Annotated in this window: 24 protein-coding genes; 8 read left to right on the forward strand and 16 right to left on the reverse strand. The window is 39.5% G+C overall.

All coding sequences use genetic code 11. The features are described 5' to 3' along the window. Positions 1-61: 61 nt before the first annotated feature. From galE to A9500_RS02900, 4 genes are all read left to right on the forward strand, one after another. Positions 62-1,078, forward strand: a complete 1,017-nt coding sequence (gene galE / locus A9500_RS02885; protein WP_049357696.1) for a UDP-glucose 4-epimerase GalE — start codon at positions 62-64, stop codon at positions 1,076-1,078. An 80-nt stretch (positions 1,079-1,158) separates the two neighbouring features. After that, a complete protein-coding gene (locus tag A9500_RS02890; protein ID WP_065243827.1) occupies positions 1,159-2,433 on the forward strand; it encodes an MFS transporter in 1,275 nt (424 codons plus the stop codon). Positions 2,434-2,531: 98 nt separating this feature from the next. Beyond that, positions 2,532-3,176 (forward strand): adenylate kinase, encoded by a 645-nt coding sequence (adk, locus tag A9500_RS02895; protein ID WP_049374331.1) that lies wholly within the window; start codon positions 2,532-2,534, stop codon positions 3,174-3,176. 97 nt (positions 3,177-3,273) lie between these two features. Further along, on the forward strand, positions 3,274-5,289 hold the full coding sequence (locus A9500_RS02900) for a hypothetical protein (protein ID WP_065243828.1): 2,016 nt from the start codon (positions 3,274-3,276) through the stop codon (positions 5,287-5,289). Positions 5,290-5,358: 69 nt separating this feature from the next. On the opposite strand, the gene lipA is transcribed toward A9500_RS02900, so the two are convergent. From lipA to A9500_RS02950, 10 genes are all read right to left on the reverse strand, one after another. Beyond that, complete coding sequence (lipA, locus tag A9500_RS02905) at positions 5,359-6,321, reverse strand: lipoyl synthase (RefSeq protein ID WP_005697928.1); 963 nt, start codon at positions 6,319-6,321, stop codon at positions 5,359-5,361. A 62-nt stretch (positions 6,322-6,383) separates the two neighbouring features. Further along, on the reverse strand, positions 6,384-7,025 hold the full coding sequence (gene lipB / locus A9500_RS02910; protein ID WP_065243829.1) for a lipoyl(octanoyl) transferase LipB: 642 nt from the start codon (positions 7,023-7,025) through the stop codon (positions 6,384-6,386). Between the two features lies 1 nt (position 7,026). Beyond that, positions 7,027-7,305, reverse strand: a complete 279-nt coding sequence (gene ybeD / locus A9500_RS02915; protein ID WP_065243830.1) for a DUF493 family protein YbeD — start codon at positions 7,303-7,305, stop codon at positions 7,027-7,029. 107 nt (positions 7,306-7,412) lie between these two features. Continuing rightward, a complete protein-coding gene (locus A9500_RS02920; RefSeq protein ID WP_065243831.1) occupies positions 7,413-8,600 on the reverse strand; it encodes a D-alanyl-D-alanine carboxypeptidase family protein in 1,188 nt (395 codons plus the stop codon). An 18-nt stretch (positions 8,601-8,618) separates the two neighbouring features. Further along, the gene (locus A9500_RS02925) at positions 8,619-9,479 is read right to left on the reverse strand and encodes a septal ring lytic transglycosylase RlpA family protein (protein WP_065243832.1); all 861 of its coding nucleotides are present in this window, start codon (positions 9,477-9,479) and stop codon (positions 8,619-8,621) included. Between the two features lie 53 nt (positions 9,480-9,532). Beyond that, positions 9,533-10,648: a rod shape-determining protein RodA gene (rodA, locus tag A9500_RS02930; protein ID WP_049364923.1), complete on the reverse strand. Its 1,116-nt coding sequence runs from the start codon at positions 10,646-10,648 to the stop codon at positions 9,533-9,535. Further along, a complete protein-coding gene (gene mrdA, locus A9500_RS02935; RefSeq protein ID WP_049384530.1) occupies positions 10,648-12,624 on the reverse strand; it encodes a penicillin-binding protein 2 in 1,977 nt (658 codons plus the stop codon). The genes rodA and mrdA overlap by 1 nt, the downstream gene beginning before the upstream one ends. A gap of 15 nt (positions 12,625-12,639) precedes the next feature. After that, positions 12,640-13,107, reverse strand: a complete 468-nt coding sequence (gene rlmH / locus A9500_RS02940) for a 23S rRNA (pseudouridine(1915)-N(3))-methyltransferase RlmH (RefSeq protein ID WP_005695494.1) — start codon at positions 13,105-13,107, stop codon at positions 12,640-12,642. Positions 13,108-13,146: 39 nt separating this feature from the next. Continuing rightward, positions 13,147-13,455, reverse strand: coding sequence for a ribosome silencing factor (gene rsfS / locus A9500_RS02945; RefSeq protein ID WP_049384529.1), 309 nt, complete (start codon positions 13,453-13,455; stop codon positions 13,147-13,149). Positions 13,456-13,607: 152 nt separating this feature from the next. Beyond that, positions 13,608-15,260, reverse strand: coding sequence for a putative transporter (locus A9500_RS02950; RefSeq protein ID WP_049364926.1), 1,653 nt, complete (start codon positions 15,258-15,260; stop codon positions 13,608-13,610). 165 nt (positions 15,261-15,425) lie between these two features. Here A9500_RS02950 and A9500_RS02955 point away from each other — a divergent pair, with 165 nt between their 5' ends. The 4 genes from A9500_RS02955 (at position 15,426) to mreD (ending at position 20,082) form a co-directional block, all read left to right on the forward strand. Beyond that, positions 15,426-17,216 (forward strand): ABC transporter ATP-binding protein/permease, encoded by a 1,791-nt coding sequence (locus A9500_RS02955; protein ID WP_065243833.1) that lies wholly within the window; start codon positions 15,426-15,428, stop codon positions 17,214-17,216. 171 nt (positions 17,217-17,387) lie between these two features. Then, the gene (locus A9500_RS02960; protein WP_014064069.1) at positions 17,388-18,443 is read left to right on the forward strand and encodes a rod shape-determining protein; all 1,056 of its coding nucleotides are present in this window, start codon (positions 17,388-17,390) and stop codon (positions 18,441-18,443) included. A gap of 86 nt (positions 18,444-18,529) precedes the next feature. Beyond that, positions 18,530-19,594: a rod shape-determining protein MreC gene (gene mreC / locus A9500_RS02965; RefSeq protein WP_065243834.1), complete on the forward strand. Its 1,065-nt coding sequence runs from the start codon at positions 18,530-18,532 to the stop codon at positions 19,592-19,594. After that, positions 19,594-20,082, forward strand: coding sequence for a rod shape-determining protein MreD (mreD, locus tag A9500_RS02970; RefSeq protein ID WP_065243835.1), 489 nt, complete (start codon positions 19,594-19,596; stop codon positions 20,080-20,082). The genes mreC and mreD overlap by 1 nt, the downstream gene beginning before the upstream one ends. A gap of 41 nt (positions 20,083-20,123) precedes the next feature. Here the strand turns inward: mreD and rhlB are convergent, their stop codons facing one another. From rhlB to A9500_RS03000, 6 genes are all read right to left on the reverse strand, one after another. Further along, positions 20,124-21,383 (reverse strand): ATP-dependent RNA helicase RhlB, encoded by a 1,260-nt coding sequence (gene rhlB, locus A9500_RS02975; RefSeq protein ID WP_065243836.1) that lies wholly within the window; start codon positions 21,381-21,383, stop codon positions 20,124-20,126. Positions 21,384-21,473: 90 nt separating this feature from the next. Next, positions 21,474-21,755, reverse strand: a complete 282-nt coding sequence (locus tag A9500_RS02980) for a GNAT family N-acetyltransferase (RefSeq protein WP_065243837.1) — start codon at positions 21,753-21,755, stop codon at positions 21,474-21,476. Further along, a complete protein-coding gene (gene yacG / locus A9500_RS02985) occupies positions 21,752-21,958 on the reverse strand; it encodes a DNA gyrase inhibitor YacG (RefSeq protein WP_005695505.1) in 207 nt (68 codons plus the stop codon). Before yacG ends, A9500_RS02980 begins: the two co-directional genes overlap by 4 nt. Next, a complete protein-coding gene (gene coaE, locus A9500_RS02990) occupies positions 21,951-22,571 on the reverse strand; it encodes a dephospho-CoA kinase (RefSeq protein ID WP_065243838.1) in 621 nt (206 codons plus the stop codon). The genes yacG and coaE overlap by 8 nt, the downstream gene beginning before the upstream one ends. 86 nt (positions 22,572-22,657) lie before the next feature. Then, a complete protein-coding gene (locus A9500_RS02995) occupies positions 22,658-23,335 on the reverse strand; it encodes an A24 family peptidase (protein WP_065243839.1) in 678 nt (225 codons plus the stop codon). Continuing rightward, entirely contained in the window at positions 23,332-24,555 is a 1,224-nt protein-coding gene (locus tag A9500_RS03000; RefSeq protein ID WP_065243840.1) for a type II secretion system F family protein, read from the reverse strand. The genes A9500_RS02995 and A9500_RS03000 overlap by 4 nt, the downstream gene beginning before the upstream one ends. Between the last annotated feature and the right edge of the window lie 6 nt (positions 24,556-24,561).

Below are 24,561 nucleotides of genomic sequence, written 5' to 3' on the forward strand. Positions count from 1 at the left end.
AATTTATGTATCGTAGAAATCAATGTTATAATTCACGAACAAAATGATTAAGGAGCAACCCATGGCGATTTTAGTAACAGGTGGAGCCGGCTATATCGGTTCACACACCGTAGTGGAATTATTAAATGCAAATAAAGAAGTGGTGGTATTGGATAATTTATGCAATTCCTCCCCAAAATCTTTAGAACGTGTAAAAGAGATCACTGGTAAAGACGTGAAATTTTATGAAGGCGATATTTTAGATCGTGCTTTATTACAAAAAATCTTTGCTGAAAACAGCATTCAATCGGTCATCCATTTTGCGGGTTTAAAAGCTGTGGGTGAAAGTGTCCAGAAACCCGCTGAATACTATATGAATAACGTCGCAGGTACGATTGTTCTCATTCAAGAAATGAAAAAAGCAGGCGTGTGGAACTTTGTATTTAGTTCATCTGCAACGGTTTATGGCGATCCTGAAATTATTCCAATTACAGAAGACTGCAAAGTGGGCGGCACAACCAACCCTTACGGTACCTCTAAATACATGGTGGAACAAATTCTGACTGATGTTGCGAAAGCTGAACCGCAATTTAGTATGACGATCTTACGTTATTTCAACCCAGTGGGCGCTCACGCAAGTGGCTTGATTGGTGAAGATCCAAATGGCATTCCAAATAATCTATTGCCTTACATCAGCCAAGTTGCGATCGGTAAATTACCGCAACTTTCGGTGTTTGGTAGCGATTATGATACCCATGATGGTACTGGCGTGCGTGATTATATCCACGTGGTGGATTTAGCCATCGGTCACTTAAAAGCGTTAAATCGTCATGAAAATGACGCAGGTTTACACATTTATAACTTAGGTACAGGTACGGGTTATTCTGTGCTTGATATGGTGAAAGCGTTTGAACAAGCAAACAATATCGAAATTCCATATCGTCTTGTTGCACGTCGTCCTGGTGATATTGCAACATGCTATTCCGATCCAAGTCTTGCAGCAAAAGAGTTAAATTGGACAGCTGAACGTGGTCTTGAGCAAATGATGAAAGATACATGGAATTGGCAAAAAAATAATCCGAAAGGATACAGAGATTAATCTCACTTTTGTTGGGCGGAGTATCATTCCGCCCTTACTATTTTAATCAGATAAAACACGCTCAAAAATAACCGCACTTTATGTCAGAACAATCCCTTTCTAGTCAAATATTTACCCGAAAAATGCTGATCTGTGTCTTTACTGGATTTAGCTCGGGCTTACCACTTTTCGTGTTATTGCAAATGTTGCCAGTGTGGCTGACAGATAAAGGACTTTCCGTTGAATTAATCGGTGCCTTGACAGGAGTGATGGTGCCATACGGTTTGAAATTTTTATGGGCACCGTTATTAGATCGCTATTTCCCGCATTTTTTAGGGCGTCGTCGTAGTTGGTTATTGATTTCTCAAGTGATTTTGCTGATTTCGCTTTATGCGATTAGTCAGTTTGATCCAGTGGCACAGTTGGGAACAGTGGCTAAACTTGCGACATTTATTGCCTTTGTATCTGCGACACAAGATATTGTGCTTGATGCTTATCGCCGTGAAATTTTGACCGATAATGAATTAGGATTGGGAAACACCATCCATATCAATGCTTATCGTGTTGCAGGTTTAATTCCTGGGGGGCTGTCGCTTTATTTAGCGACGATTTATCCATGGGAAACCGTCTTTTTATTGACCGCACTTTGTATGCTAGCGGGCATATTTATGACGCTCTTTTTAGCGAAAGAACCAAACATTGCACAGGTCGATCGTGATCAACCTTTCTATATGGTGTTTGGGATACCCTTGAAAGAGTTCTTCCAACGTAAAGGTGTCGCGCAAGCCATCGGTTTTTTACTCTTTTTGTTCTTGTATAAATTTGGTGATTCGTTTGCTACTACGTTACAAACTAAATTCGTCTATGACATGGGCTTTGAAAAAGAGCATATTGCATTGGTGGTAAAAAGTACCTCTCTTTGGGCAAGTATCTCAGCCGGTCTCGTGGGTGGCGTGATTATGTTACGCCTAGGCATTAACCGCGCATTATGGGTATTTGGTTTTATCCAATTGATTACCATTGGTGGATTTATTTGGTTGGCTGCATTTGGGCATTTTGACCATATCGGTGCTGCAGAACTTTGGAAATTAGGTTTCGTGATTGCGGGTGAATATATCGGTGTTGGTCTCGGTACTGCTGCCTTTGTCGCCTTTATGGCTCGCGAAACGAATCCGCTTTATACAGCCACTCAGTTAGCTTTATTTACCAGCCTTTCTGCTTTACCAAGTAAAGGGCTTGGTATGTTATCTGGTTACTTGGTTAAAGCAGTGGGCTACTATCATTTTTTCTGGATTTGTTTATTCCTCGCTATCCCAGGAATGATTTGTTTATTCTGGGTGGCACCATGGAATGAAAAAGGAAATGAAAAAGCTTAAAATAAAATAAAGTGCGGTCAAAATTAACAGTAAAATCATTTGACCAAACAAGGCTTTAACGGTATTTTAAACGGGTCTATTATTTATTGGAGATTTGTATGAAAATTATTCTTTTAGGTGCACCTGGTGCAGGAAAAGGCACACAAGCACAATTTATTATGAACAAGTTTGGTATCCCACAAATTTCAACAGGGGATATGTTCCGTGCAGCGATTAAAGCGGGGACAGAATTAGGCAAACAAGCAAAAGCATTAATGGATGAAGGGAAATTAGTACCGGATGAATTAACTGTGGCGTTAGTAAAAGATCGTATTTCTCAACCAGATTGTGCAAATGGTTTCTTATTAGATGGTTTCCCACGTACGATTCCACAAGCGGATGCATTAAAAGAGTCAGGCGTGAAAATTGACTACGTTTTAGAGTTTGATGTACCAGATGAAGTGATCGTTGAACGTATGAGTGGTCGTCGTGTACACCAAGCATCTGGACGTTCTTACCACATCGTTTACAACCCACCAAAAGTGGAAGGTAAAGATGATGTGACGGGTGAAGATTTAATTATCCGTGCAGATGATAAACCAGAAACGGTATTAGATCGTTTAGCGGTTTACCACAAACAAACCAGTCCATTAATTGATTATTACCAAGCTGAAGCGAAAGCAGGTAATACGCAATATTTCCGTTTAGATGGTACTCAAAAAGTGGAAGCTGTAAGCCAAGAATTAGATAAAATCTTAGGCTAAAAAAGATTGAAAACTGACCGCACTTTGAAGAGAAAAGTGCGGTTAATTTTTCAAAAGGATTTTGAGATCATAAATTGAGATCGCATCTGGGGACGTTATGAGCAAGAAAAAAACAATAACATTGACGATTTCGGCTATCGCAGTGGCACTTGGGATCGGCGCACAATTTTATACCAATCACAAAATCGATCAGGTATTAAAAAATTTCCCTTACTCTTTGGATAATCAAGCAACATTGAATGTGACGCAAACTGCGAAAAACTTTTTTATTCGTGAGTTAATCTTTAGCGTAAAAAATAGCGAGTCGAAAAACACGAGTGTGATTTCAACCAAGCTTACCGCGTTGCCTTTCTTTATTACGGCTGAGTCACAGTTATCCGATCAATTAGTTCGTCAATTAAATAAAACATTAAATATCACGATTGATAAAAATACAATTAACAGTAAATTTTCTCCAGTAGGGGATTATTTACAGTCTGATATTTTGACGGAATTCCGTGATTTTGCGAATAAGTCCCAAAACCTTTCTATCGGTCTTCATTTCTTAAAAAATAAAGAAGTTGAGCTAAAAACAACCCTTAGTGGTTTTAATTACGATAAAGACACTAAACTAGAACAAATTGAAGGTGAAGCTCGTCTAGTGCCTGTCGATGCAAATCAGTATGACCTATCAAGTATAGAATTAACCGCGAAAAATGCCGAATTAGCATTGTTAAATGGTGAAAATACACATATTTATCTTAAAAATGCGACTTACCATTTTGATGTAAAACCAGGCGAGGCAGATAAACGTGATCTGAGCACAAAATTCAGCAGTGATATTTTGCGCGTAGCCAATAAAAGCCGCACAACAGAAGAAAGTCAAGCAACAGCAGGTGGTTTAAATTTACTGGTTAAGCAAAACGGTGTGCCAAGTTCGATCAATTTTCATCATGAATTTAAAAAATTAAGTGATGGTTCATTAAGCATTAAAGATGGCGTCAATTTGTTAACAAAAATTTTTACACAAAACGATCGTTTTGATAGTTCGTTATCTGTGCTTTCTGTTAATGTCCCTAAAAATAATCAACCTTACTTTAACTTAGAAAATGCAGGTCTTGAACTTAAGTTGGCGAATACTGATTTAACTAAAGCCAATGTGGATTTTAAACTGAATGTTGAAAGTGTGAAGCAAACGCCTGCCGATGAAGACCGTAAATGGGAAGCCAAAGGTGGTAAGGTTAATATTCAGTTAGATGATTACAATGTGGCAAATGAACTAGCGTTTGTACCATTTTTATTAGATACCATTGCAGAGAAAGAAGCGCCGTCAAAAGACAATAAAGATTTCTTAAATGCCAAAGATAAATGGGTAAAAGAATTTAGTGGTAAAACCAATATTGAAGCCGCATTAAAATCATTTAATATGGCCGATTTAGTGCTTGATAACATATCAGCCAGTGATAAGACAGAAACATTAGACAATGACCAATATAATGAACATATCACGTTGTCTGCGAATAAAATTGGTTATCCAAGTGCGGGTTTCCAATTTGAGAAATTATCTGTGGATGCGCCATTTAAAGTTAATCATAGCAAAGCGCATTTATCAGCAAGATTTTGCTCAGCGCCTTTTTATGGTGCGTTGTGTAACACGCATTTAACGTCAGCAACATTTGAGAAATATATCAAAAACTCCTGGAAAGAGCTCGATTTAATCGTTGATAATGCAACGTTAAATTTCAATTTAAATACTTATCCTGAAACTACTGCTTATCCAGTTAAATTGGAAGTCAGTGGTATTGTGCCTCAAGTAGATTCATCAGACATGATTCCAGATAATATTGAAGGCACATTTAATCTGACATTAAGTAAAATGTTGTTTGATGATCAAAATGAAAAAGCCTTAGCCATTAAGGAAAATTCATACTTTTGGCAATATTTAAGTAGCTTTGTGAAATATGATGGAAAACTTCACCGAGAATTTCTGGAAGAGGGGGATAATTACGTTTCTAGAGTGGAAAAAACAGAAAATGGCTACTTAATTAATGGTCGTACTCTTGAAGATCTTCGTCAAGAAAGCATGATGGAGAGTGATGAAGGCGAAGAAGGGAAGCCCACCGCAACTGACTAGTTGAAAGGATAATATAAAAAATGACCTCACTTGAGATTCAAGGTGCGGTCATTTTTTATCTGTTTTTGATTACTTCACTAATCCACCACTTGCTTGTAAATCAGCATGGTAGGAAGAGCGAACAAATGGACCACAAGCTGCGTGTTCAAAGCCCATTGCGTTGGCTTTATCACGGAATTCATCAAACTCTGCTGGTGGCACATAACGGGCAACCGGTAAGTGATGACGACTTGGTTGGAGATATTGGCCAAGTGTAAGCATGGTTACGCCATTTGCACGTAAGTCTTCCATCACTTCAAGGATTTCCTCATTGGTTTCACCTAATCCAACCATTAAGCCTGATTTAGTTGGAATGTTTGGGAACATTTCTTTGAAATCATGAAGTAATTTTAAAGACCATTGATAATCAGCACCTGGACGAATTTCTTTATACAAGCGTGGCACATTTTCCAAGTTGTGGTTGAATACATCTGGTGGATTGTCTTTTAATTTTTCTAAGGCCTGAGTAATACGACCACGGAAATCAGGCACTAAAATCTCAATTTTAATACCGGGATTTAATGCGCGTACTTCTTTTACACATTCAGCAAAATGGCCTGCACCACGATCAGGTAAATCATCGCGGTCTACAGAGGTAATCACCACATATTTCAACTTCATATCTTGAATGGTTTCAGCTAATTTACGTGGTTCATCCGGATCAGGTGGTAAGGGTTTACCATGTGCAACATCACAGAAAGGGCAGCGACGAGTACAAATTGCGCCTAGAATCATAAAGGTTGCCGTACCATGGTTAAAGCACTCGTGTAAATTTGGACAAGAAGCTTCTTCGCATACAGAATGTAGGCCATGACGACGCATCCCGTTTTTAATCGTTTCGATCTTTAATGAGCTAGACGGCAATTTGATCTTCATCCATTCCGGCTTTTTCAATAATTCTTGGTTAGGATCGATATTTTTAACAGGGATAATTGATGTTTTGGCAGCATCGCGGTATTTCACACCGCGTTCCATTTTAAAAGGCGTTGACATTGTTCTTTCCTAAAGAAAAATGCCTGATTCAGGCATTTTTAAATGTGTTATAAAAGTGAATGTTATAAATTTGTAACATTATAGCCCAAAAGTTCGGCAAAGTGTTTAATTAATTTTGGGGAAACCTTGTCAAGTGTCGCCTCTTCTTTACCAATAAAGTCAGCAAGCTGACACATTTCAAGCCCTGCATAGCCACAAGGATTAATGTAATGGAAAGGGTTGAGATCCATATTGATATTAAATGCCAAACCGTGGAAAGAACAGCCTTTACGGATACGTAAGCCTAATGAACAGATTTTTTTGCCGTCAATATATACGCCTGGTGCATCAGGTTTTGGATAACCTTCAATGCCATAGTCTGCGAGGGTTTTCACGACAGATTGTTCAAGTGCGGTCACTAATTGACGGACATTTAAATGTTCATGACGTTTAATATCAATGAGCACATACATGATCTGCTGACCTGGGCCATGATAAGTAATTTGACCACCACGATCGGATTGAACAACAGGTATATTACTACTTTGTAATAAGTGCTCTGGTTTGCCTGCTTGGCCTTGTGTGAAAACAGGATGATGCTCAACTAACCAAATTTCATCGGTGGTTTCTGCATTTCGATTATCGGTGAATTTCTGCATTTTATGCCAGATTTCCTGATAATCTTGTAATCCTAATTGACGGACAACCAAATCAGTATTGTTCATATTAGATAACCATTTTGACGCCTTCAACTTTTGCAAGTTCTTTGTAAAGCGTTTCTACTTGCTCAAAGTTTTGTGCCACGATATCAATTGAAACTGAATTATAGGTTCCTTTGCTACTGCGTTTTTCTTTTGGAATATAATCACCCGGTAAATATTTTTGTATCACCGCAACGATGTCTTGCGCTAAGTTCTCACGGTCAACACCTGCGACTTTAAATGTCATTGCAGCAGGGAATTCCATTACTTCTTTTAGTTTTTCATAATCATTTTCTGTTGTCATGTTGCTTCCTTATTTAAGAGTAAGGTGCGTGAGTCAGTTAAATTCACACACCTTACGAATTTATTGATGTGATATAAATGGGGATGTGCGGTTAATTTTCAAGGTGTTTAGTCAAATAATCCTTTAATCGTTAACACTAACCAGTCCCAACCTTTACCTAAGAAACCACCTTCTTGCACGTCTTCTAATGCTTGAAGATTAACAATTGCCACATCCTTGCCATCTAGTTGATAAACGATTTTACCAACAACCTGACCTTTTGTTAAAGGTGCTTGTAAGTATTTGTTATCTAATTCGTAACGTGCTTTTAAGTCAGTTTGCTTACCTTTTGGTACAGTAATAAAACCATCTTCTAAGACACCAAGTTTAACGTCACCTTTATCACCGTAGTAAACAGATTGTTTTGAAATTTCCTCGCCTGCTTTTTGGGTTTTTAATGTTTCAAAGTTAGCAAAACCCCATTGTAAGAGTTTTTTACTTTCTACTTCACGGCCTTTATAGGTTGGTACACCCATGACAACAGAAATCAAACGCATATTGTTTGGACTTGTTGCCGATGCGACAAGGTTATAGCCAGCTTGGCTTGTGTGGCCGGTTTTCATCCCATCAACGTTAATGGTTTTATCCCATAATAATCCATTACGGTTAGGTTGTTTGATTTTGTTGAAAGTAAAGTCTTTTTCAGCGTAGATTTTATATTCTTCTGGTAAATCACGAATAATGTGTGTACCAATAATCGCCATATCACGTGCAGTTGAATATTGGTTTGGATCGTCTAAACCATGTGGTGTAGTGAAGTTAGTATTTTTTAAGCCAAATTGTTGAACGTATTTATTCATAGTATCAACGAAGTTAGCTACTGTGCCCGAAATATGTTCAGCCACTGCCACACAAGCGTCATTACCAGAAACAATGATAATCCCTTTGTTTAAATCACCTACAGACACTTGTTGATTTAAATTTAAGAACATTTTTGAAGAATCAGGGAAATTTCTACCCCAAGCGGTTTCGCTAATCGTTACCATATCTTCATTGTGGATTTTACCTTGTTTTAATGCCGCACCAACCACGTAGCTAGTCATCATTTTAGTTAATGAAGCAGGGTATTGGCGCTGATCTGGGTTAAGTGATGCAAGTACCGCACCAGAATTGTAATCCATTAAAACATAGGTTTGCGCATTTACTTCTGGTACAGCAATACCGTATTGAAGATCTTCAGCTGTAGCGAATGTTGAGGCAGCCATTAATCCCGAGAATAGAACAATTTTTTTCAATTTTGCAGATTGTTTTAACATAGCATTTCCTTTAATAGCTTATTGGTTTTTATAAGTATAAACGATTACAGGTTGCCCATTGATCGTTTTTTGTAATTTTGTTTTTAATTGATTCATATCCGCTTGATCCGCAATTGGGCCAAAATGGATTTCGTAGTTTCGTCCATTTTGGTTAATTTCGGTTTTTATGTCATCTAATGCGAGCTTTGTGATGATGCTTTCTGCTTGATTTTTTGACGACAGCGCGAGTAGTTTTAGCTTGAAGACAGTTTTTGCATCGCTTGTGCTGTCTGAATTCTGATTTTTTTTTTCGCTATTTTTATTGATGGCTAAACGATCACTGGCTTCTTGCGTTTTAGCATGCTTGGTAAGTGTTTTTGCCCCCGCACCTGAAATTTGACCTTTATGATCCACATGTAACGCTTCAATTCTTACTTGCCCTGTACCACGAGCAATAAGACCCAATTCTTTCGCAGCAGAATGGGATAAGTCAATGATACGTTTCTCACTAAACGGACCACGATCATTAATTCGCACAATCACCTTGCGATTGTTATGTAAGTTTGTAACAACCGCATAAGAATTCAAAGGTAAGGTTTTATGTGCGGCAGTGAAAAGTGCCGAATCATAGCGTTCACCATTAGCTGTTTTACGACCATTAAATTTATGGTGGTAATAACTTGCTGTCCCTTCTTTTGAATAGGACTTTGCCTCATCACCTTGTGTGGTATATGTTTTACCATTCACTTCATAGCTTTGTGGCGCTTGAACGGTCGTAGTAATCGACAGCGAATCCCCTTGAATACCATACATTTTTTGCGTATCGGCAAAAGCAGAAAAACTTGAGCTGCTTATCAAGGTGAAAAGTGCGGTCGTTTTTAAGATATTTTTTAATGTCATACTTATTACTTTCAAGATTATCGGTGCTCTTCATAAGAAAGCCAAAAGGGAAATTAGTTCCCTTTCATAAAGCGAGGTTTGTGAGTATGAATGGACATCACTAAACCAAAGCTTGCCATGATGGCGACATATGAGGTACCGCCGTAGCTAAAGAGTGGTAAAGGCACCCCTACAACAGGCAAAATGCCACTCACCATACCAATATTCACGAAGACATAAACGAAGAATATCAGTGTGGTTGCACCAGCAAGAATACGCCCGAAAGAGGTTTCTGCATTTACCGCAATTATTAAGCCACGGATAATAATAAACAAATAAATTGCCATCAGAATAAGAAAACCGACCATTCCATGTTCTTCACTCATCACGGCAAAAATAAAATCAGTGTGTGGTTCAGGCAAAAATTCTAATTGGGATTGTGTCCCTTGCATCCATCCTTTGCCAGATATACCGCCTGAACCGATAGCAATTTTGGATTGTAAAATATGGTAACCCGCCCCAAGTGGATCTTTCTCGGGGTCAAGTAAGGTTAATACACGCATGCGTTGGTAGTCATGCATTAAATACATCCACATGATAGGAATAAATGCCGCTAAGCCAACTACTGCAGCAAGAATAAGCCACCAACTCATCCCTGCTAAGAATACCACGAATAAGCCTGATGCACTAACCAGAATTGATGTACCTAAGTCTGGTTGAATAGCCACAAGTAAAGTTGGCACAATAATCATGGCGATAGCAATAAAGGTTTCGCTCATTTTCGGTGGTAATGGACGGTTACCTAAATATACCGCGACCATTAATGGTACCGCGAGTTTGACAATTTCAGAAGGCTGAAAGCGAATAAATCCAAGATCTAACCAACGTTGTGCCCCTTTACTGGTTGTACCGATAGCATCAACCAAAATCAGCATGATAAAACCCACCAAATATAAGTAAGGGGCGAGTCGCTGATAAAATTTAGGAGGAAGTTGCGCCATAATCATCATCACAGCAAAACCTAATATGACCTGAATAATACGATTTTGGAACATGACTTCACTGGCGCCTGATGCACTATAAAGCACAAGCATGCCATAAGCCGTAATAGCGGCTAATCCAATAAATAATAAAAAATCAATATGTAAGCGTTGCCATAATCGCAAGCATAAAGGCACTTTTTCTTCCATTATTCATTCTCACTTGGTTGAGATTCTAGTGCTGGCGCATCTAAATCAGTTTGGCCCGTCTTTTTCTCTTTTTCAGCATTTTCTTGACGTTCAATTTGTGGCAAGCGTTTATTCAAATAGAAATCCATAATTTGACGTGCAATTGGTGCTGCATTACTTGAACCACCGCCCGCGTTTTCTAAAATAATCGTCACAACTAATTTCGGATCTTCATAAGGCGCATAAGCCGTAAACCAAGCATGGTCATGTAATTCTTTTTTCAATCCCGCTGCATTATATTTTTGGTTTTCTTTTAAGCTGAATACCTGTGCGGTACCAGATTTCCCTGCTACATGGTAATTCGTGCCGATAAAGGCTTTTCGTCCAGTCCCTGCACCTGAATTCACTACATTGAACATGCCGCGCTTAGCCGCATCCCAATAAGCTTGTTTCGGATCGGTAATATCTTCATATAAAAGCGGGTCTTGATACGGCTCAATGGTGGCGCCTTCAACTGATTTCATTAAATGTGGCGTATGAATTTTACCGTTATTGACCACGATAGAGGTGGCTTTTGCCACTTGTAATGGTGTCGCTGTCCAATAACCTTGACCAATCCCCACTGAGATTGTATCGCCTTGCACCCACGGTTTTTTATAACGTTTTTGTTTCCATTCTTTACTCGGCATATTGGCCGTGGCTTCTTCTTGAATTTCAATACCTGTTGGCATACCAAACCCAAAACGTTTCATCCACATGGAGAAACGATCAATACCTAAATTAAAGGCGGTTTGATAGAAGAAGGTATCCGATGATTCAGTAATGGCCTTGTTTAAATCCGTATAACCATGTCCTGTTTTTTTCCAATCTCGGAAACGTTTTGTTGAGTTTGGCAATGTCCAGTAGCCTGGGTCAAAAATTGTGGTATTAGGCGTAATCACCCCTTCAGTTAATGCTGCAACAGCAACGAATGGTTTTACCGTAGAGGCAGGCGGGTACACACCTTGTGTCGCACGACTGTAAAGTGGTCGAGTTGGATCTTCGAGTAAACGTTTGTAATCGCTAGAAGAAATGCCATCGACAAATAAATTATTGTCATAGCTTGGTGTGGAAACCATCGCCAATACACTGTTGTCTTTTGGATCAAGCACGACAACAGCGCCTTTTTGACCTGAAAGGAGCGACATAATATAGCGTTGAAGGGTAAAATCGATAGTCAGATGAATACTTTTACCCGCGGTGGCTGGTTGTTCACGTAGTTTACGAATAACTTTACCACGGTTATTAATTTCAACCTCTTCGAAACCGGTTGTACCATGGAGTTGTTCTTCGTAATAACGTTCAATACCCAGTTTCCCCATGTCCGTAGAACCGGAATAGTTAGCAAATTTTTCTTCTTTTTTTAGTCGCTCAACATCTCGGTCATTAATGCGTCCAACATAACCCAATATATGAGTCATGGCTTCGCCATATAGGTAATTTCGTTTGAAATAAGGACGTACATCAAGGCTTGGATATTTATATTGATTTACCGCAAAACGGGCAATTTGTTCTTCCGTTAGGCTAGGCTTGAGTAAAATCGGCGTATAGCGAGTACCACGACGACGCTCTTTTTTGAAATGTTCAATGTCTTCATCAGTGAGTCCCACAACATAGCGCAATTCTTCAAAAGTGCGGTCTAAATTTTCTGTTTTTTCCGGCACGATATATAAACCGAAAAAAGTGAGGTTTTCAGCCAGTAATTCGCCGTAACGGTCGTAAATTAATCCGCGAGTAGGAGGAAGCGGAAGTAATTTAATACGGTTACCATTAGAGCGAGTTTGGTACATGTCGTAATTCACCACCTGAAGATGGTAAATATTGGCAAATAGCACGCCACTTAGGGCTAAAATACCGATGAATGCCACCAATGTTCGACGTGCAAACAAGTTCCGCTCCGCTTTTTTATCGCGAATCGGTTCATTGGTAGGTGCAGAAAAGAATTTTTTTAAATTCATCGGTAATGTAATACGTTATTCTCTATGATAAGGGTGGTTTGTCGTCAGTGACCACGCGCGGTATAAACTTTCTGCCACGACAACTCGCACTAACGGATGGGGAAGTGTGAGTGGTGAAAGTGACCAACTTTGTTCTGCTGCCGCTTTGCATTCTGGGGATAAACCTTCAGGCCCGCCAATGAGTAAGCACACATCACGACCATCATTTTTCCAACCCTCTAATTGCTCAGCAAGTTGTGGTGTTGTCCAAGGTTTGCCAGGGATATCTAATGTCACGACTTTGCCTTTTCCACAAGCGGCTAGCATCGCTTTGCCTTCTTGCTCTAAGATGCGTTTAATATCTGCATTTTTTCCACGTTTACCTGCAGGAATTTCAATGAGTTCAAAAGGCATGTCTTTAGGAAAACGACGTTGGTATTCTTCAAATCCGGTGGTAACCCAAGCCGGCATTTTTGTGCCCACTGCAATTAATGTGATTTTCATCCTTTTCCCTTTTAAAACACCGTCAAAATTGACCGCACTTTATGCCCAAAGTTTTTCTAATTGATATATTTCACGTGCATCGCGCTGCATAATGTGAACGATGGTTTGACCGAGATCAACCACGATCCAATCCGCTGTGTTACGACCTTCTTCACCAAAGGTTTCATAACCGGCTTTTTTACATTCCACGATAAGGTTATCGGCCATAGCTGCGACTTGGCGGCTAGATGTACCGGTACAAATAATCATATTTTCAGTAATCGATGATTTGCCTTTTACATCAAAATGCACAATTTCGGTGCCTTTTAAATCATCGAGTTTATCAATTACAAATTCAACTAATGACATTTCTTTTCCTATTTAAATAAAGCGATGAATTCTATCATTGAATGAGGGAAAGGGGTAGGCTTGGGGCTGATTTTATTTGAATTGTTTTATGGCAGTCATAGTGCTTAGCATGAATATTGGGGCAGCTATTCTGCCCCAAGTTTGAAAGGGTATTAAACCCATAAAAGAATCGCTAACAATTGCGGTGAAATGATCCGTAAGAACATGGTGAGCGGATAGACTGTCGCATAGGAGAGTGCGGCGGCACCGCTTCCTTCTTTCAGTTCATTCGCGAAAGCAAGCGCTGGTGGATCTGTCATCGACCCTGCTAACAGGCCACAAAGAGAAAGATAATTTAATTTTACATATAAACGTGCAATGATACCTACAATCATTAATGGTACAAGGGTGATGAAAATACCGTATCCCATCCATTCGAGACCTGAACCATTGGTGAGTGTGTCAACAAAGCTACCGCCAGATTTTAAACCGACTACAGCAAGGAAGAGCACAATACCAATTTCGCGCAATGCCAAGTTCGCACTCGGCGGCATAAACCAATAGAGTTTTCCGATAGACCCAATTCGAGCCAAGATCAATGCGACGACTAATGGTCCACCTGCTAGCCCTAATTTTAATGCCACAGGGAAACCTGGAATATAGAAAGGAATGGAGCCGAGTAATACCCCTAAGCCAATCCCAATAAACACTGGTAACATTTGAACTTGAAGTAGTTTTTGTTTAGCGTTACCAATAACTGAAATGGCTTGGTTGAGAATGTCAGTTTTTCCAACCATGTGTAATACGTCACCAAATTGAAGGGTAGTATGGGCAGTTGGTACCAATTCCACACCTGCACGGTTTAAACGCGAAATGACAACACCATATTTTTGATGAATGCCGAGATGACGAATTTGTTTTCCGAGTACTTTTTCATTGGTGACGACCACGCGCTCAGAACGAATCTCTCCACTCAAACTTGCTACCGGGATATCAACTTCTTCCCCAATGATAAGGTGCATTTTTTTCAAGCCTTCAGGATTGCCGACCAAATGTAAAATATCCCCAAGTTGAACATCGGTATCCGCTTTCGGCACAATAACAAGCTCACCCCGTTTCAAGCGAGAGCAGACGACATCTTCATCATCAAAACCTGGAATTTCAATCAAATGGATACCATTGAGATTAGTATTGGTGACTTTCAGAGACATGCTTTTGAGTGCTTCTTTGTCATGACCACTTTCTTTTTCAAAATTTGCTGCTTCCTCATCCACTTTAATTTTAAAGAAAAGACGAATAAGCCACATAGAAAGTAAAATGCCACAAATTCCAAAAGGATAAGCCATTGCATAGGCCATCCCCATGTTAGACGTCGTTTGCGACATGCCTAATTCAGAAAGAATTTGCTGACCCGCACCGAGAGAGGGGGTATTGGTGACCGCACCGGAGTAAATACCAAGCGCGACATCAAGAGGAATATCCGCAAGCTTATAAATGAGTATTGTCACCACTGCACCAAGTGCAACGATTAAAATGCCTAATCCATTTAAGGTTAAGCCTGATTTTCGTAAGGAAGCAAAAAAGCCCGGCCCCACTTGAATACCAATCGTATAAACAAACAGAATTAAGCCGAACTCTTGCACGAAATGTAATGTATGGCTATCTAATTTAATGCCATATTGAGTGGTAAAATGGGCAACTAAAATCCCACCAAATAGCACGCCCCCAATACCCAGACCTACACCTTTAATTTTAAAATGCCCGATCCATAGGCCAATCACGGCAACGAGGGCAAGCAAACTAATGGTAATCGCAGTTTCACTCATACCGACCTCTAATTTATTAAAAATTTAACTATTTCGGATTATATCAATTAGATTTCTTACCCGCTTGTGACAAAGTCAAAAAATGTTATCTCCATCACATTTTTTCTTGCTTAAAAATAAACACCGCCTAAAATGACCGCACTTTTTTGATTTTATAGGTTGATTATGGATTACGCTCAAGAGGCCATTAATTCGCTTTTATGGATAGTAAAAACACTAGCGATGACGGCTGTCGTGTTTAGCTTTGGTATTTTCTTATTAGTCCGTTTTACCCACTGGGGTAAACAATTTTGGCAATTTGCGAGTGGGTATCTTTCACCACGTCGAAGTATTAAACCTTTGCTATTTTTCTTATTAATTGTAGCGATGACATTAGTCAGTGTGCGTATTAGCTTGGTCCATTCTGAGTGGTATAACAATATGTACACATCCTTGCAGGAATTTAATGAACCTGTGTTTTGGGATCAAATGGTGCTGTTTTGTGTGATTGCGACAAGTTCAGTGATTGCCGCATTGCTTAGCTATTATTTAGAGCAACGTTTTTCTATTGATTGGATCGAATGGTTGAATGGTCAGTTAGTCGATAAATGGATGAATAATCGCGCGTACTATAAAACGCAGTATGTTTCCGCTAACTTAGATAACCCCGATCAACGTATTCAACAAGATGTGCAATCCTATGTGCGAACCACGCTCTCTTTAAGTACCGGGGTAATTGATGCTGTCACCTCCATGATTTCTTATACAATCTTATTGTGGGGATTAGCGGGACCAATGATGGTATTTGGTACTGAAATTCCACGCATGATGGTGTTCTTGGTATTTGCTTATGTGATTATCACTACCGCGATTGCATTCCGTTTAGGGCGTCCATTAATTATGTTGAATTTCGTCAACGAACGCTTAAACGCTAACTATCGTTATTCTTTAATTCGTATCAAAGAATATGCGGAAAGTGTGGCATTTTATGCGGGTGAGAAAGTTGAGAGTAGCCAACTTTATAAACAATTTGGCGCAGTGATCAATAACATGTGGGATATTGTTTATCGAACCTTAAAATTCTCTGGTTTTAACCTAGTAGTAAGCCAAGTTTCCGTTGTGTTCCCTTTGTTAATTCAAGTGGGGCGTTATTTTGAGAAGCAAATTAAACTCGGCGATCTGATGCAAACGCTACAAGTATTTGGTAAATTGCATTCAAATCTTTCGTTCTTCCGTAATTCTTACGATGGTTTTGCCGGATATAAAGCCACATTAGATCGTTTAACAGGCTTTAGTTATGCGATTGATATGGCGAATCATCAATCTACCTCCCATTTACACGAACATGAAACTGACGTGATCTTTAAGGATTTAAGCATCAGTAATCCATTTGGAAAAACCTTAATTGAGAATTTAAATTTAACACTGCCACAAGGTTCAACCCTATTAATTCAAGGTAATTCAGGTGTGGGTAAAACCACGTTGTTGAGAACCGTAGCAGGGCTTTGGGCGTATTCTGAAGGGGATGTGTATTGTCCCACTCATCAGCTTTTCTTATCGCAAAAGCCTTATTTACCGCAAGGTAGTTTGTTAACGGCACTGGCTTATCCGAATGAAGAAAAGGAATTTAATCGTGATGAGATGATTGATGTATTAAAACAAGTGTCTTTAGGGCATTTACAAGATCGTTTAGATCAAGAGCAAGATTGGACACGTATTCTTTCGCTAGGTGAGCAACAGCGTTTGGCTTTTGCTCGTTTGCTATTACATAAGCCGAAAGTCGCATTCCTGGACGAAGCCACGGCTAGTATGGATGAAGGCTTAGAAGATACGATGTATTGTCTGTTAAAAGAACGCTTACCTCATACAACGGTTATTAGCGTGGGGCATCGTTCAACCTTGCAGGCTTTCCATCAGCAACAATTGATAATTTTAGGTAACGGTAAGTGGCAATTCACTGATCGAAATCAGGTATAAAATACCACTAAAATTGACCGCACTTACCTTGTTAGAAAAAATCGCGAGGTAAGTGTAGAGGATCAAGGCAAAAAATCCTGTTATCAAGCTCGATTTTTTGGTACATTTAGCACAATTTTTTTCTATGCTCAGAAATGAGTAATTTTTCACCAAACTAATGACGGAATTCTTATGTTATTCAAAAAAATTCGTGGTTTATTTTCAAACGATCTTTCTATCGATCTAGGTACAGCAAATACATTAATTTATGTGAAAGGCCAAGGTATCGTACTTGATGAGCCTTCAGTAGTGGCAATTCGTCAAGACCGTATGGGCGCATACAAAAGCATTGCGGCTGTAGGTAAAGAAGCAAAACAAATGCTTGGTCGTACACCAAAAAGCATTGTTGCAATTCGTCCGATGAAAGATGGTGTAATTGCCGATTTCTCTGTGACTGAAAAAATGTTGCAATATTTTATTAAACAAGTACATAGTGGTAACTTCATGCGTCCGAGCCCGCGTGTGCTCGTTTGTGTACCGGCTGGCGCGACTCAAGTTGAACGTCGTGCTATTAAAGAATCAGCATTAGGTGCAGGTGCGCGTGAAGTGTATTTAATTGAAGAGCCAATGGCGGCAGCAATCGGTGCAAACTTGCCGGTTTCTACAGCGATCGGTTCAATGGTAATTGATATCGGTGGTGGTACCACTGAAGTGGCAGTGATTTCTTTAAACGGTATTGTGTATTCCTCTTCTGTACGTATTGGTGGTGACCGTTTTGATGAAGCAATCATTTCTTATGTTCGTCGTACTTTTGGTTCTGTGATTGGTGAACCAACTGCAGAGCGTATCAAGCATGAAATTGGTTCAGCTTACATTCAAGAAGGTGATGAAATTTTAGAAATGGAAGTGCACGGTCATAACCTTGCTGAAGGTGCGCCTCGCTCATTCAAATTAACCTCTCGAGATGTACAAGAAGCTCTTCAACAACCATTAAATGGTATTGTTGCAGCGGTGCGCACAGCGCTTGAAGAATGCCAACCAGAACACGCAGCGGATATTTTTGAACGTGGTATGGTGTTAACGGGTGGTGGTGCCTTATTACGCAACATTGATGTATTGTTATCAAAAGAATGTGGCGTACCGGCAATCATCGCAGAAGAACCATTAACTTGTGTGGCTCGTGGCGGCGGTGAAGCAATCGAAATGATCGATATGCACGGCGGCGATATTTTTAGCGACGAAATTTAATCTCTAAAAGTGCGGTCAGAAAAATCGGCGTTTTTAATTCGTCTGATTTTTTGACCGCACTTTTCCTTTTAACCCTAGGACAGTGAATGAAACCCATTTTTGGTAAAGCACCACCATTAGGTATCCGACTCGCATTAGCGGTGATTGCTTCGATGACACTCATTTTAGTTGATGGACAAACTTCATCAATGACGAAGGCGCGTAGTGTGATGGAAACTGCCGTTGGAGGATTGTATTACCTTGCGAATGGGCCAAGAACAGTTCTAGATGGTGTATCAAGCAACTTGGTTGATACCAATAAACTGCTTATTGAAAATAAAGTATTGCGTGAGCAATTGCGTGAGAAAAATGCTGATCTTTTATTATTGGATCAACTCAAAGTAGAAAACCAACGTCTTCGTTTACTGCTTAATTCGCCTTTACGCACAGATGAATACAAAAAAATTGCCGAAGTGCTTACCGCTGAAACTGATGTTTATCGTCAACAAGTGGTGATTAATCAAGGGGAACGTGATGGCGCTTATGTTGGTCAGCCCGTGATTGATGAAAAAGGAATGATTGGGCAGATTATATCTGTGGGTGAAAATACGAGTCGCGTATTGCTTTTAACGGATGTAACCCATTCAATTCCAGTACAAGTTTTACGTAATGATGTGCGTGTGATAGCGAGTGGTACGGGGCATTCTGATGAACTTACCTTAGATAATGTGCCTCGTTCCGTAGATATTGAAAAAGGCGATTTATTAGTAACTTCAGGTTTGGGTGGCCGTTTTGTGGAAGGCTATCCAGTGGCAGTGGTACAAAGTGTGTCTCGTGATGGTTCTAATTATTTTGCGACGGTAAAAGCGAAACCTTTGGCTGAATTAGATCGTTTACGTTATTTACTTTTACTCTGGCCGAGCAATCTTGATATGTCGAAAGTGAAATCCATGTCACCAGAAGAAGTGCGTCGTTTAGTACAGCAACGTTTAGAAAGCCAAGCCCATGAAGCGACACATTCTGTGAGTAAAACCAAAATTACAGATGATCAAGAGGATGGAGCGCAGCCGCATACAGGAAAAGAAATTGTGGATCCTGATATTCCGACCACAATGCCTCAACAAGAGGAACCCATTTCTCCAGATCAGCAACAACATAGGGAAGAAGACTAATGCAAGGGCGTTTTATTTTTCAATGGGCGACCATTTTATGCTTCTTTGTTGTAGCATTAATTATGGAATTAGCCCCATGGCCAGCAGGCTTTCAAGCTTTTAAACCGTCTTGGTTGGTTTTAGTTTTGCTTTATTGGACCCTTGCGTTACCTGATAGAGTAAGCATTGGTTGGGCATTTTTACTCGGGGTTTTATGGGATATCGTGCTAGGCTCTATTCTTGGGGTTCATGCACTGGTGCTTTCTGTTGCTTTCTATTTTGTTTCCAAATATTACCTAATTTTGCGCAACCTTTCTCTTTGGTTCCAAAGTTTATTGGTACTTCTTTTTGTTTTTGCGATTCGAGTGGTTATTTTCTTGGTTGAATTCTCTTTGCATGGGGCATTTTTCAACTGGCAGGAAATCTTTGGTGCCATCGCATCAGGTGTGTTATGGCCATGGGTTTTCTTATTGATGCGTACTGCACGTCGAAGAGTCGGATTGTATTAATCATAAAAAAAGCTGATGAAGGAGTTCATCAGCTTTTCTTTTTAGTTTTTACGACGATAGTTTGTTTTTCTCATCGTAGTATTTCTCGTTTGAGGCGTAGGATTGCGTTTTAAACGATAAGGTTTAGGAATATCACTAATCAATGAATTCGGATCATATTGACTGACCGGAATAGAATGACCAATGTATTCTTCAATTGCCGGTAAATTCATCGCATATTCTTCACAAGCAAAGCTGATAGATACACCACTTTCACCCGCTCGACCAGTACGGCCAATACGGTGAACGTAATCTTCTCGATCATCAGGTAAATCAAAGTTAAAGACATGAGTCACGTCTGAAATATGTAATCCACGCGCGGCAACATCGGTTGCGACGAGAACATCGAGTTCACCATCGGTAAATTGCTTGAGCAATGAAAGACGTTTTTTCTGTGCTACATCACCTGTGAGTAATCCTACTCGATGACCATCTGCGGCTAAATAGCCCCAAATTTCTTCACATTTATGTTTAGTATTCGCAAAAACAATGCAACGCTCTGGCCATTCCTCTTCCATTAACGTGAGCAAGAGAGGAATTTTGTCTTCATTTGAGGGATAGAATAGTTCCTCTTTAATTCGATGCCCCGTTTTTTGTTCTGGTTCAATTTCAATGTATTCTGGGGAATTCATATCTTCAAAGGCAAGTTCGCGCACTTTGTAAGAGAGCGTTGCAGAAAAGAGCATGGTGAGTCGTTCTTGCGGAGAAGGACATTTACGTAATAAATAACGAATATCACGAATGAAACCTAAATCAAACATACGATCCGCTTCATCCAATACTACGACTTGGATATCATCTAAACGGATAATCCCTTGTTTCACGTAGTCAATCACACGACCAGTTGTACCAATTAAAATATCCACACCGGCTTCAATCGCTTTAAGTTGTTTATCATAGCCATCACCACCATAAGCCAGTGCGGTTCGTAATCCACTTGTTTTTGCTAATAACTCAGCATCATGATTAATTTGCACGGCCAGTTCACGGGTTGGTGCAAGAATTAATGCACGGGGTTGATTGGTGGCAAAATCAGGTTGATGTGTTAATAAGTGATGAAATGTTGCCGTTAAAAATGCCATTGTTTTACCTGTGCCGGTTTGCGCTTGGCCAGCAACATCTTTTCCTTGTAATGTGATAGGTAATGATAAAGCTTGAATCGGAGTACAATATTCAAATCCCTTGTCTTGTAGGGCTTTTTGTACGATAGGATGTAATGGAAGATCAGCAAACCGCTGCTGACTTAAATAATTTTCTTGCATAATAAATAACAGGTTCTCATAAATAAATGGGGCTAAGGATAGCACGAAGTCAGAAAAATATCCTTAAAAATGACTCGCTTATTAATAGGATTAAGCTTGTGATTGAGCAGATTGGGTTCGTTCCCATTTTCTTGCAATATAGCTACAAGTTGGGTGCAAAGTGAGCTTTTTAGCTTGGATAAAATGAATTAAGGCTTGATAGAGTTTGTCTGCCACACCTTGCCCTCGAAGAGAATCATCAACAAATGTATGATTAGCATTAATGGTATCCGATGTTTCATAAAAATAGGTAAGTTTCGCGATTTTCTTCCCTTGCTCATCGAGTAAGAAAAACTCGCCCTGTTCACCATTATCGTGATGTTGAAGAGTCATTTGATACTCCATTCATCACTGAGATTGGGATCCATGGCAAAATCTGCTGTATCACTTGGAATGGCTTTTTCTTCTGCAGCCCATTCCCCTAAATCAATGAGTTGGCAGCGTTTGCTACAAAAAGGGCGAAATTGGCTTTCTTGTGTCCAAGGTACAGGCTTTTGGCATGTCGGGCAGGGGACTTCAAAAATTTCATCAGACATTTTTCTTTCTCGATTCACTTAAATAAAATTGGTGTAATTCTAGCACTTTTTGTTTTAAGTGCGGTAAGTTTTCAGGCAATTTTTCATCATTTGAAATAATATCATCCGCCCATTTTAATCGTTCTTCACGGCTGACTTGTGCATTCATAATAGCTTGAATTTGCTGAATATTATTATGATCTCTAGATGACGCTCGAGCCAGCTGAGTTTCAGGTTTTACATCGACAACAAGTATGCGGTCACAAAGCGTGGTGAGCTTATTTTCAATGAGCAGTGGGACGACAAATAACGTATAAGGAGCACTCTGACTGTTTAACTGTGCCAACATTCTTTCGCGAATAGCGGGATGTAATAAATGATTGAGCCAGTTTTTCTCATTTTCGTCTGCAAATACTTTTTTTCGTAGCTCAGCCCGATTTAATTCGCCTTCTTCAGTCAAAATTGATTTTCCAAAGTGCTCAGCAATTTGAGCAAGCAGCGGCGAGCCTTTTTCAACCACTTCTCTTGCCACAATATCGGCATCAACAATGGGGACACCAAGTTCAACAAAGAGATTTGCAATCGTGCTTTTTCCACTACCGATGCCGCCAGTGAGGCCTACAATATAAGTCATAATATTCCTTGCTACTTGATTTAGGGGGGATGTTTTACATCTATCCCCTAAACACAATATTTTTCAATGTTGCCAATATATTACATTTATAGGGTTATTGCACTGGTGATGATTAAAGATAAGCAAAGAAAGGGACCGAAAGGTAAAACGGACTTACGAGAAATCCAATAGACTATGATGCCTAATAAACAGGCAGTGAATAAGAAAAGTGGTAAGTGTGCGATGGTGAGATAAGTGCCTATTCCTAAAGCGAGCCAATAATCGCCACGGCCTAAGGCTTCCTTCTTATAAAACCATTTAGACAAATAATAAATGATGCAAAAAACACTGAAAAAACTAACTGCACTTTCTAAACTTTGAGAAAGTGTCAGAATTGAAAATTCTTGATGTGCGCCGAATAAACCTAGGAAAAATAAAAAGAGGCAAGGTGTCGGTGAAATCAGTTGATAATGCCAGTCTAGCCAACTGATGGCAAAAAGCAGACTAAGCGTAATTGCTAGCCATAAAGTAAATAATTCATCTTGTAGAAAGTAATAGAGTACGGCAAAACTGAGTCCAAATCCTAAAAAATAAAGAAAAATATGACCGCACTTTTGAGATTTAATTGCTGCTTTTTTGCTGTGAAATAAGTACCTGTTTTCAGGATAAAGTTCAATATAGTTCTGATAAATTTCTTGTTGGAGATTGGGGATAAAACGATCGATATAAAGCCAAGCAAAGATACCCGCTAAACCACCCAATAAGAAAAAGGCTAATGTCATCATTGGATTACGGATCCCATATTAAAAATCGGCAGATACATGCCCATCATAATAATACCGATTAAACTACCAATGATGAGCATCATTAAAGGCTCTAAAAGTTGGGAAAGTAAATCAATTTGATGATTGAGCTTTTCTTGATAGTTATCAGCAATATGACGCAACATCAACGCAAGTTTTCCACTTTTTTCTCCAATCTGTAGCATTTGTTGTGCTTCCATTGGGAAAAGATGACTACTGACACTTTCTGAAAATGGATAACCTTGCGAAACCCACTGTAAAATTGACCGCACTTCTTGTTGTAGCAGAATATCACCTTTTAAGGTACGTTGTGTTTGCCAGGTTTGTTGTTTTGGGAGGAAGCTATTTAACGCAGGTGTTAATGCCACCCCGGATTGAAGCATTAATTGCAGGTTATGGCTAAAACTGATTAAACGAGAAAGGCAAATGATATTGCCCCAAATCGGCATACGATTAACTAGCGCATTCTTTTTTTGATTCAGCCAAAGGGAATGTTTTAATGCCATCTTCAACATAAAAATAGCGAAAGTGCAGGCAATCATTAACGCAACAAAATGATGTTGTAGGAATTGAGACATAGTTAATAATACGGCAGTTAATGTAGGCAATTCAGTGGAATTTTCGCCATACATTTCAGCAAATTGCGGTACAACGAAGAGTAATAAAATCAACGTAAGTGAAAGCGAAATACCTAATACCATGGCAGGATAAAGCATAATTTTTTGCAATTTGCGTTGAAGCGTTAATGATTGCGTTCGACGTTCTGCAATTTTAGTGCATACCTCTGCCAGTTTTCCGGTCATTTCTCCCACTTGAATAAGTTGAATCTCTTGAAAGTTTAAATACTTTCCTTGTATTTCCAAGCTTTGTGAAAACGGAAGACCACTTTCAATTAACTCAATTAAGGCGCTAAGCCACTGATGCAAACCCAATTGTGTGCAGTTGTCTTGCAAAATATGTAATGCATTTTTTAATGGAATGGCAGAACTGAGCAATGTAGCCAGTTGATTCAATAAAGCACTGATTTCTGCATTTTTCGGTTTCTGATTAAGTTGCCAATCTTGTTGCAAGCGAATGTGACTAAAACCTTTTGCAATTAACAGAAATTGTGCGGCTTGTTTAGATTGTGCAACAAGACTGCCTTTTTGCCATTGTTGCCGCTGATCATAGGCTTGGAAATAAAAGAGTTTTTGCTTTGCCATAGAGAC

The sequence above is a fragment of the Haemophilus sp. CCUG 60358 genome (assembly GCF_001679485.1).
In the GTDB taxonomy this organism is placed as follows: Bacteria; Pseudomonadota; Gammaproteobacteria; order Enterobacterales; family Pasteurellaceae; genus Haemophilus_D.

Excerpts from the sequence above, each read along its gene's own strand:
- ybeD (WP_065243830.1), bottom strand. The coding sequence starts at position 7,305 with ATGACAACAGAAAATGATTATGAAAAACTAAAAGAAGTAATGGAATTC.
- galE (WP_049357696.1), top strand. The coding sequence starts at position 62 with ATGGCGATTTTAGTAACAGGTGGAGCCGGCTATATCGGTTCACACACC.
- mreC (WP_065243834.1), top strand. The coding sequence starts at position 18,530 with ATGAAACCCATTTTTGGTAAAGCACCACCATTAGGTATCCGACTCGCA.
- rlmH (WP_005695494.1), bottom strand. The coding sequence starts at position 13,107 with ATGAAAATCACATTAATTGCAGTGGGCACAAAAATGCCGGCTTGGGTT.
- mrdA (WP_049384530.1), bottom strand. The coding sequence starts at position 12,624 with ATGAATTTAAAAAAATTCTTTTCTGCACCTACCAATGAACCGATTCGC.
- rodA (WP_049364923.1), bottom strand. The coding sequence starts at position 10,648 with ATGGAAGAAAAAGTGCCTTTATGCTTGCGATTATGGCAACGCTTACAT.
- A9500_RS02925 (WP_065243832.1), bottom strand. The coding sequence starts at position 9,479 with ATGACATTAAAAAATATCTTAAAAACGACCGCACTTTTCACCTTGATA.
- A9500_RS02955 (WP_065243833.1), top strand. The coding sequence starts at position 15,426 with ATGGATTACGCTCAAGAGGCCATTAATTCGCTTTTATGGATAGTAAAA.
- rsfS (WP_049384529.1), bottom strand. The coding sequence starts at position 13,455 with ATGTCATTAGTTGAATTTGTAATTGATAAACTCGATGATTTAAAAGGC.
- A9500_RS02890 (WP_065243827.1), top strand. The coding sequence starts at position 1,159 with ATGTCAGAACAATCCCTTTCTAGTCAAATATTTACCCGAAAAATGCTG.
- A9500_RS02980 (WP_065243837.1), bottom strand. The coding sequence starts at position 21,755 with ATGACTCTTCAACATCACGATAATGGTGAACAGGGCGAGTTTTTCTTA.
- A9500_RS02920 (WP_065243831.1), bottom strand. The coding sequence starts at position 8,600 with ATGTTAAAACAATCTGCAAAATTGAAAAAAATTGTTCTATTCTCGGGA.
- adk (WP_049374331.1), top strand. The coding sequence starts at position 2,532 with ATGAAAATTATTCTTTTAGGTGCACCTGGTGCAGGAAAAGGCACACAA.
- A9500_RS02960 (WP_014064069.1), top strand. The coding sequence starts at position 17,388 with ATGTTATTCAAAAAAATTCGTGGTTTATTTTCAAACGATCTTTCTATC.
- A9500_RS03000 (WP_065243840.1), bottom strand. The coding sequence starts at position 24,555 with ATGGCAAAGCAAAAACTCTTTTATTTCCAAGCCTATGATCAGCGGCAA.
- lipB (WP_065243829.1), bottom strand. The coding sequence starts at position 7,025 with ATGAACAATACTGATTTGGTTGTCCGTCAATTAGGATTACAAGATTAT.
- lipA (WP_005697928.1), bottom strand. The coding sequence starts at position 6,321 with ATGTCAACGCCTTTTAAAATGGAACGCGGTGTGAAATACCGCGATGCT.
- A9500_RS02900 (WP_065243828.1), top strand. The coding sequence starts at position 3,274 with ATGAGCAAGAAAAAAACAATAACATTGACGATTTCGGCTATCGCAGTG.
- rhlB (WP_065243836.1), bottom strand. The coding sequence starts at position 21,383 with ATGCAAGAAAATTATTTAAGTCAGCAGCGGTTTGCTGATCTTCCATTA.
- A9500_RS02995 (WP_065243839.1), bottom strand. The coding sequence starts at position 23,335 with ATGATGACATTAGCCTTTTTCTTATTGGGTGGTTTAGCGGGTATCTTT.
- A9500_RS02950 (WP_049364926.1), bottom strand. The coding sequence starts at position 15,260 with ATGAGTGAAACTGCGATTACCATTAGTTTGCTTGCCCTCGTTGCCGTG.
- yacG (WP_005695505.1), bottom strand. The coding sequence starts at position 21,958 with ATGTCTGATGAAATTTTTGAAGTCCCCTGCCCGACATGCCAAAAGCCT.
- mreD (WP_065243835.1), top strand. The coding sequence starts at position 19,594 with ATGCAAGGGCGTTTTATTTTTCAATGGGCGACCATTTTATGCTTCTTT.
- coaE (WP_065243838.1), bottom strand. The coding sequence starts at position 22,571 with ATGACTTATATTGTAGGCCTCACTGGCGGCATCGGTAGTGGAAAAAGC.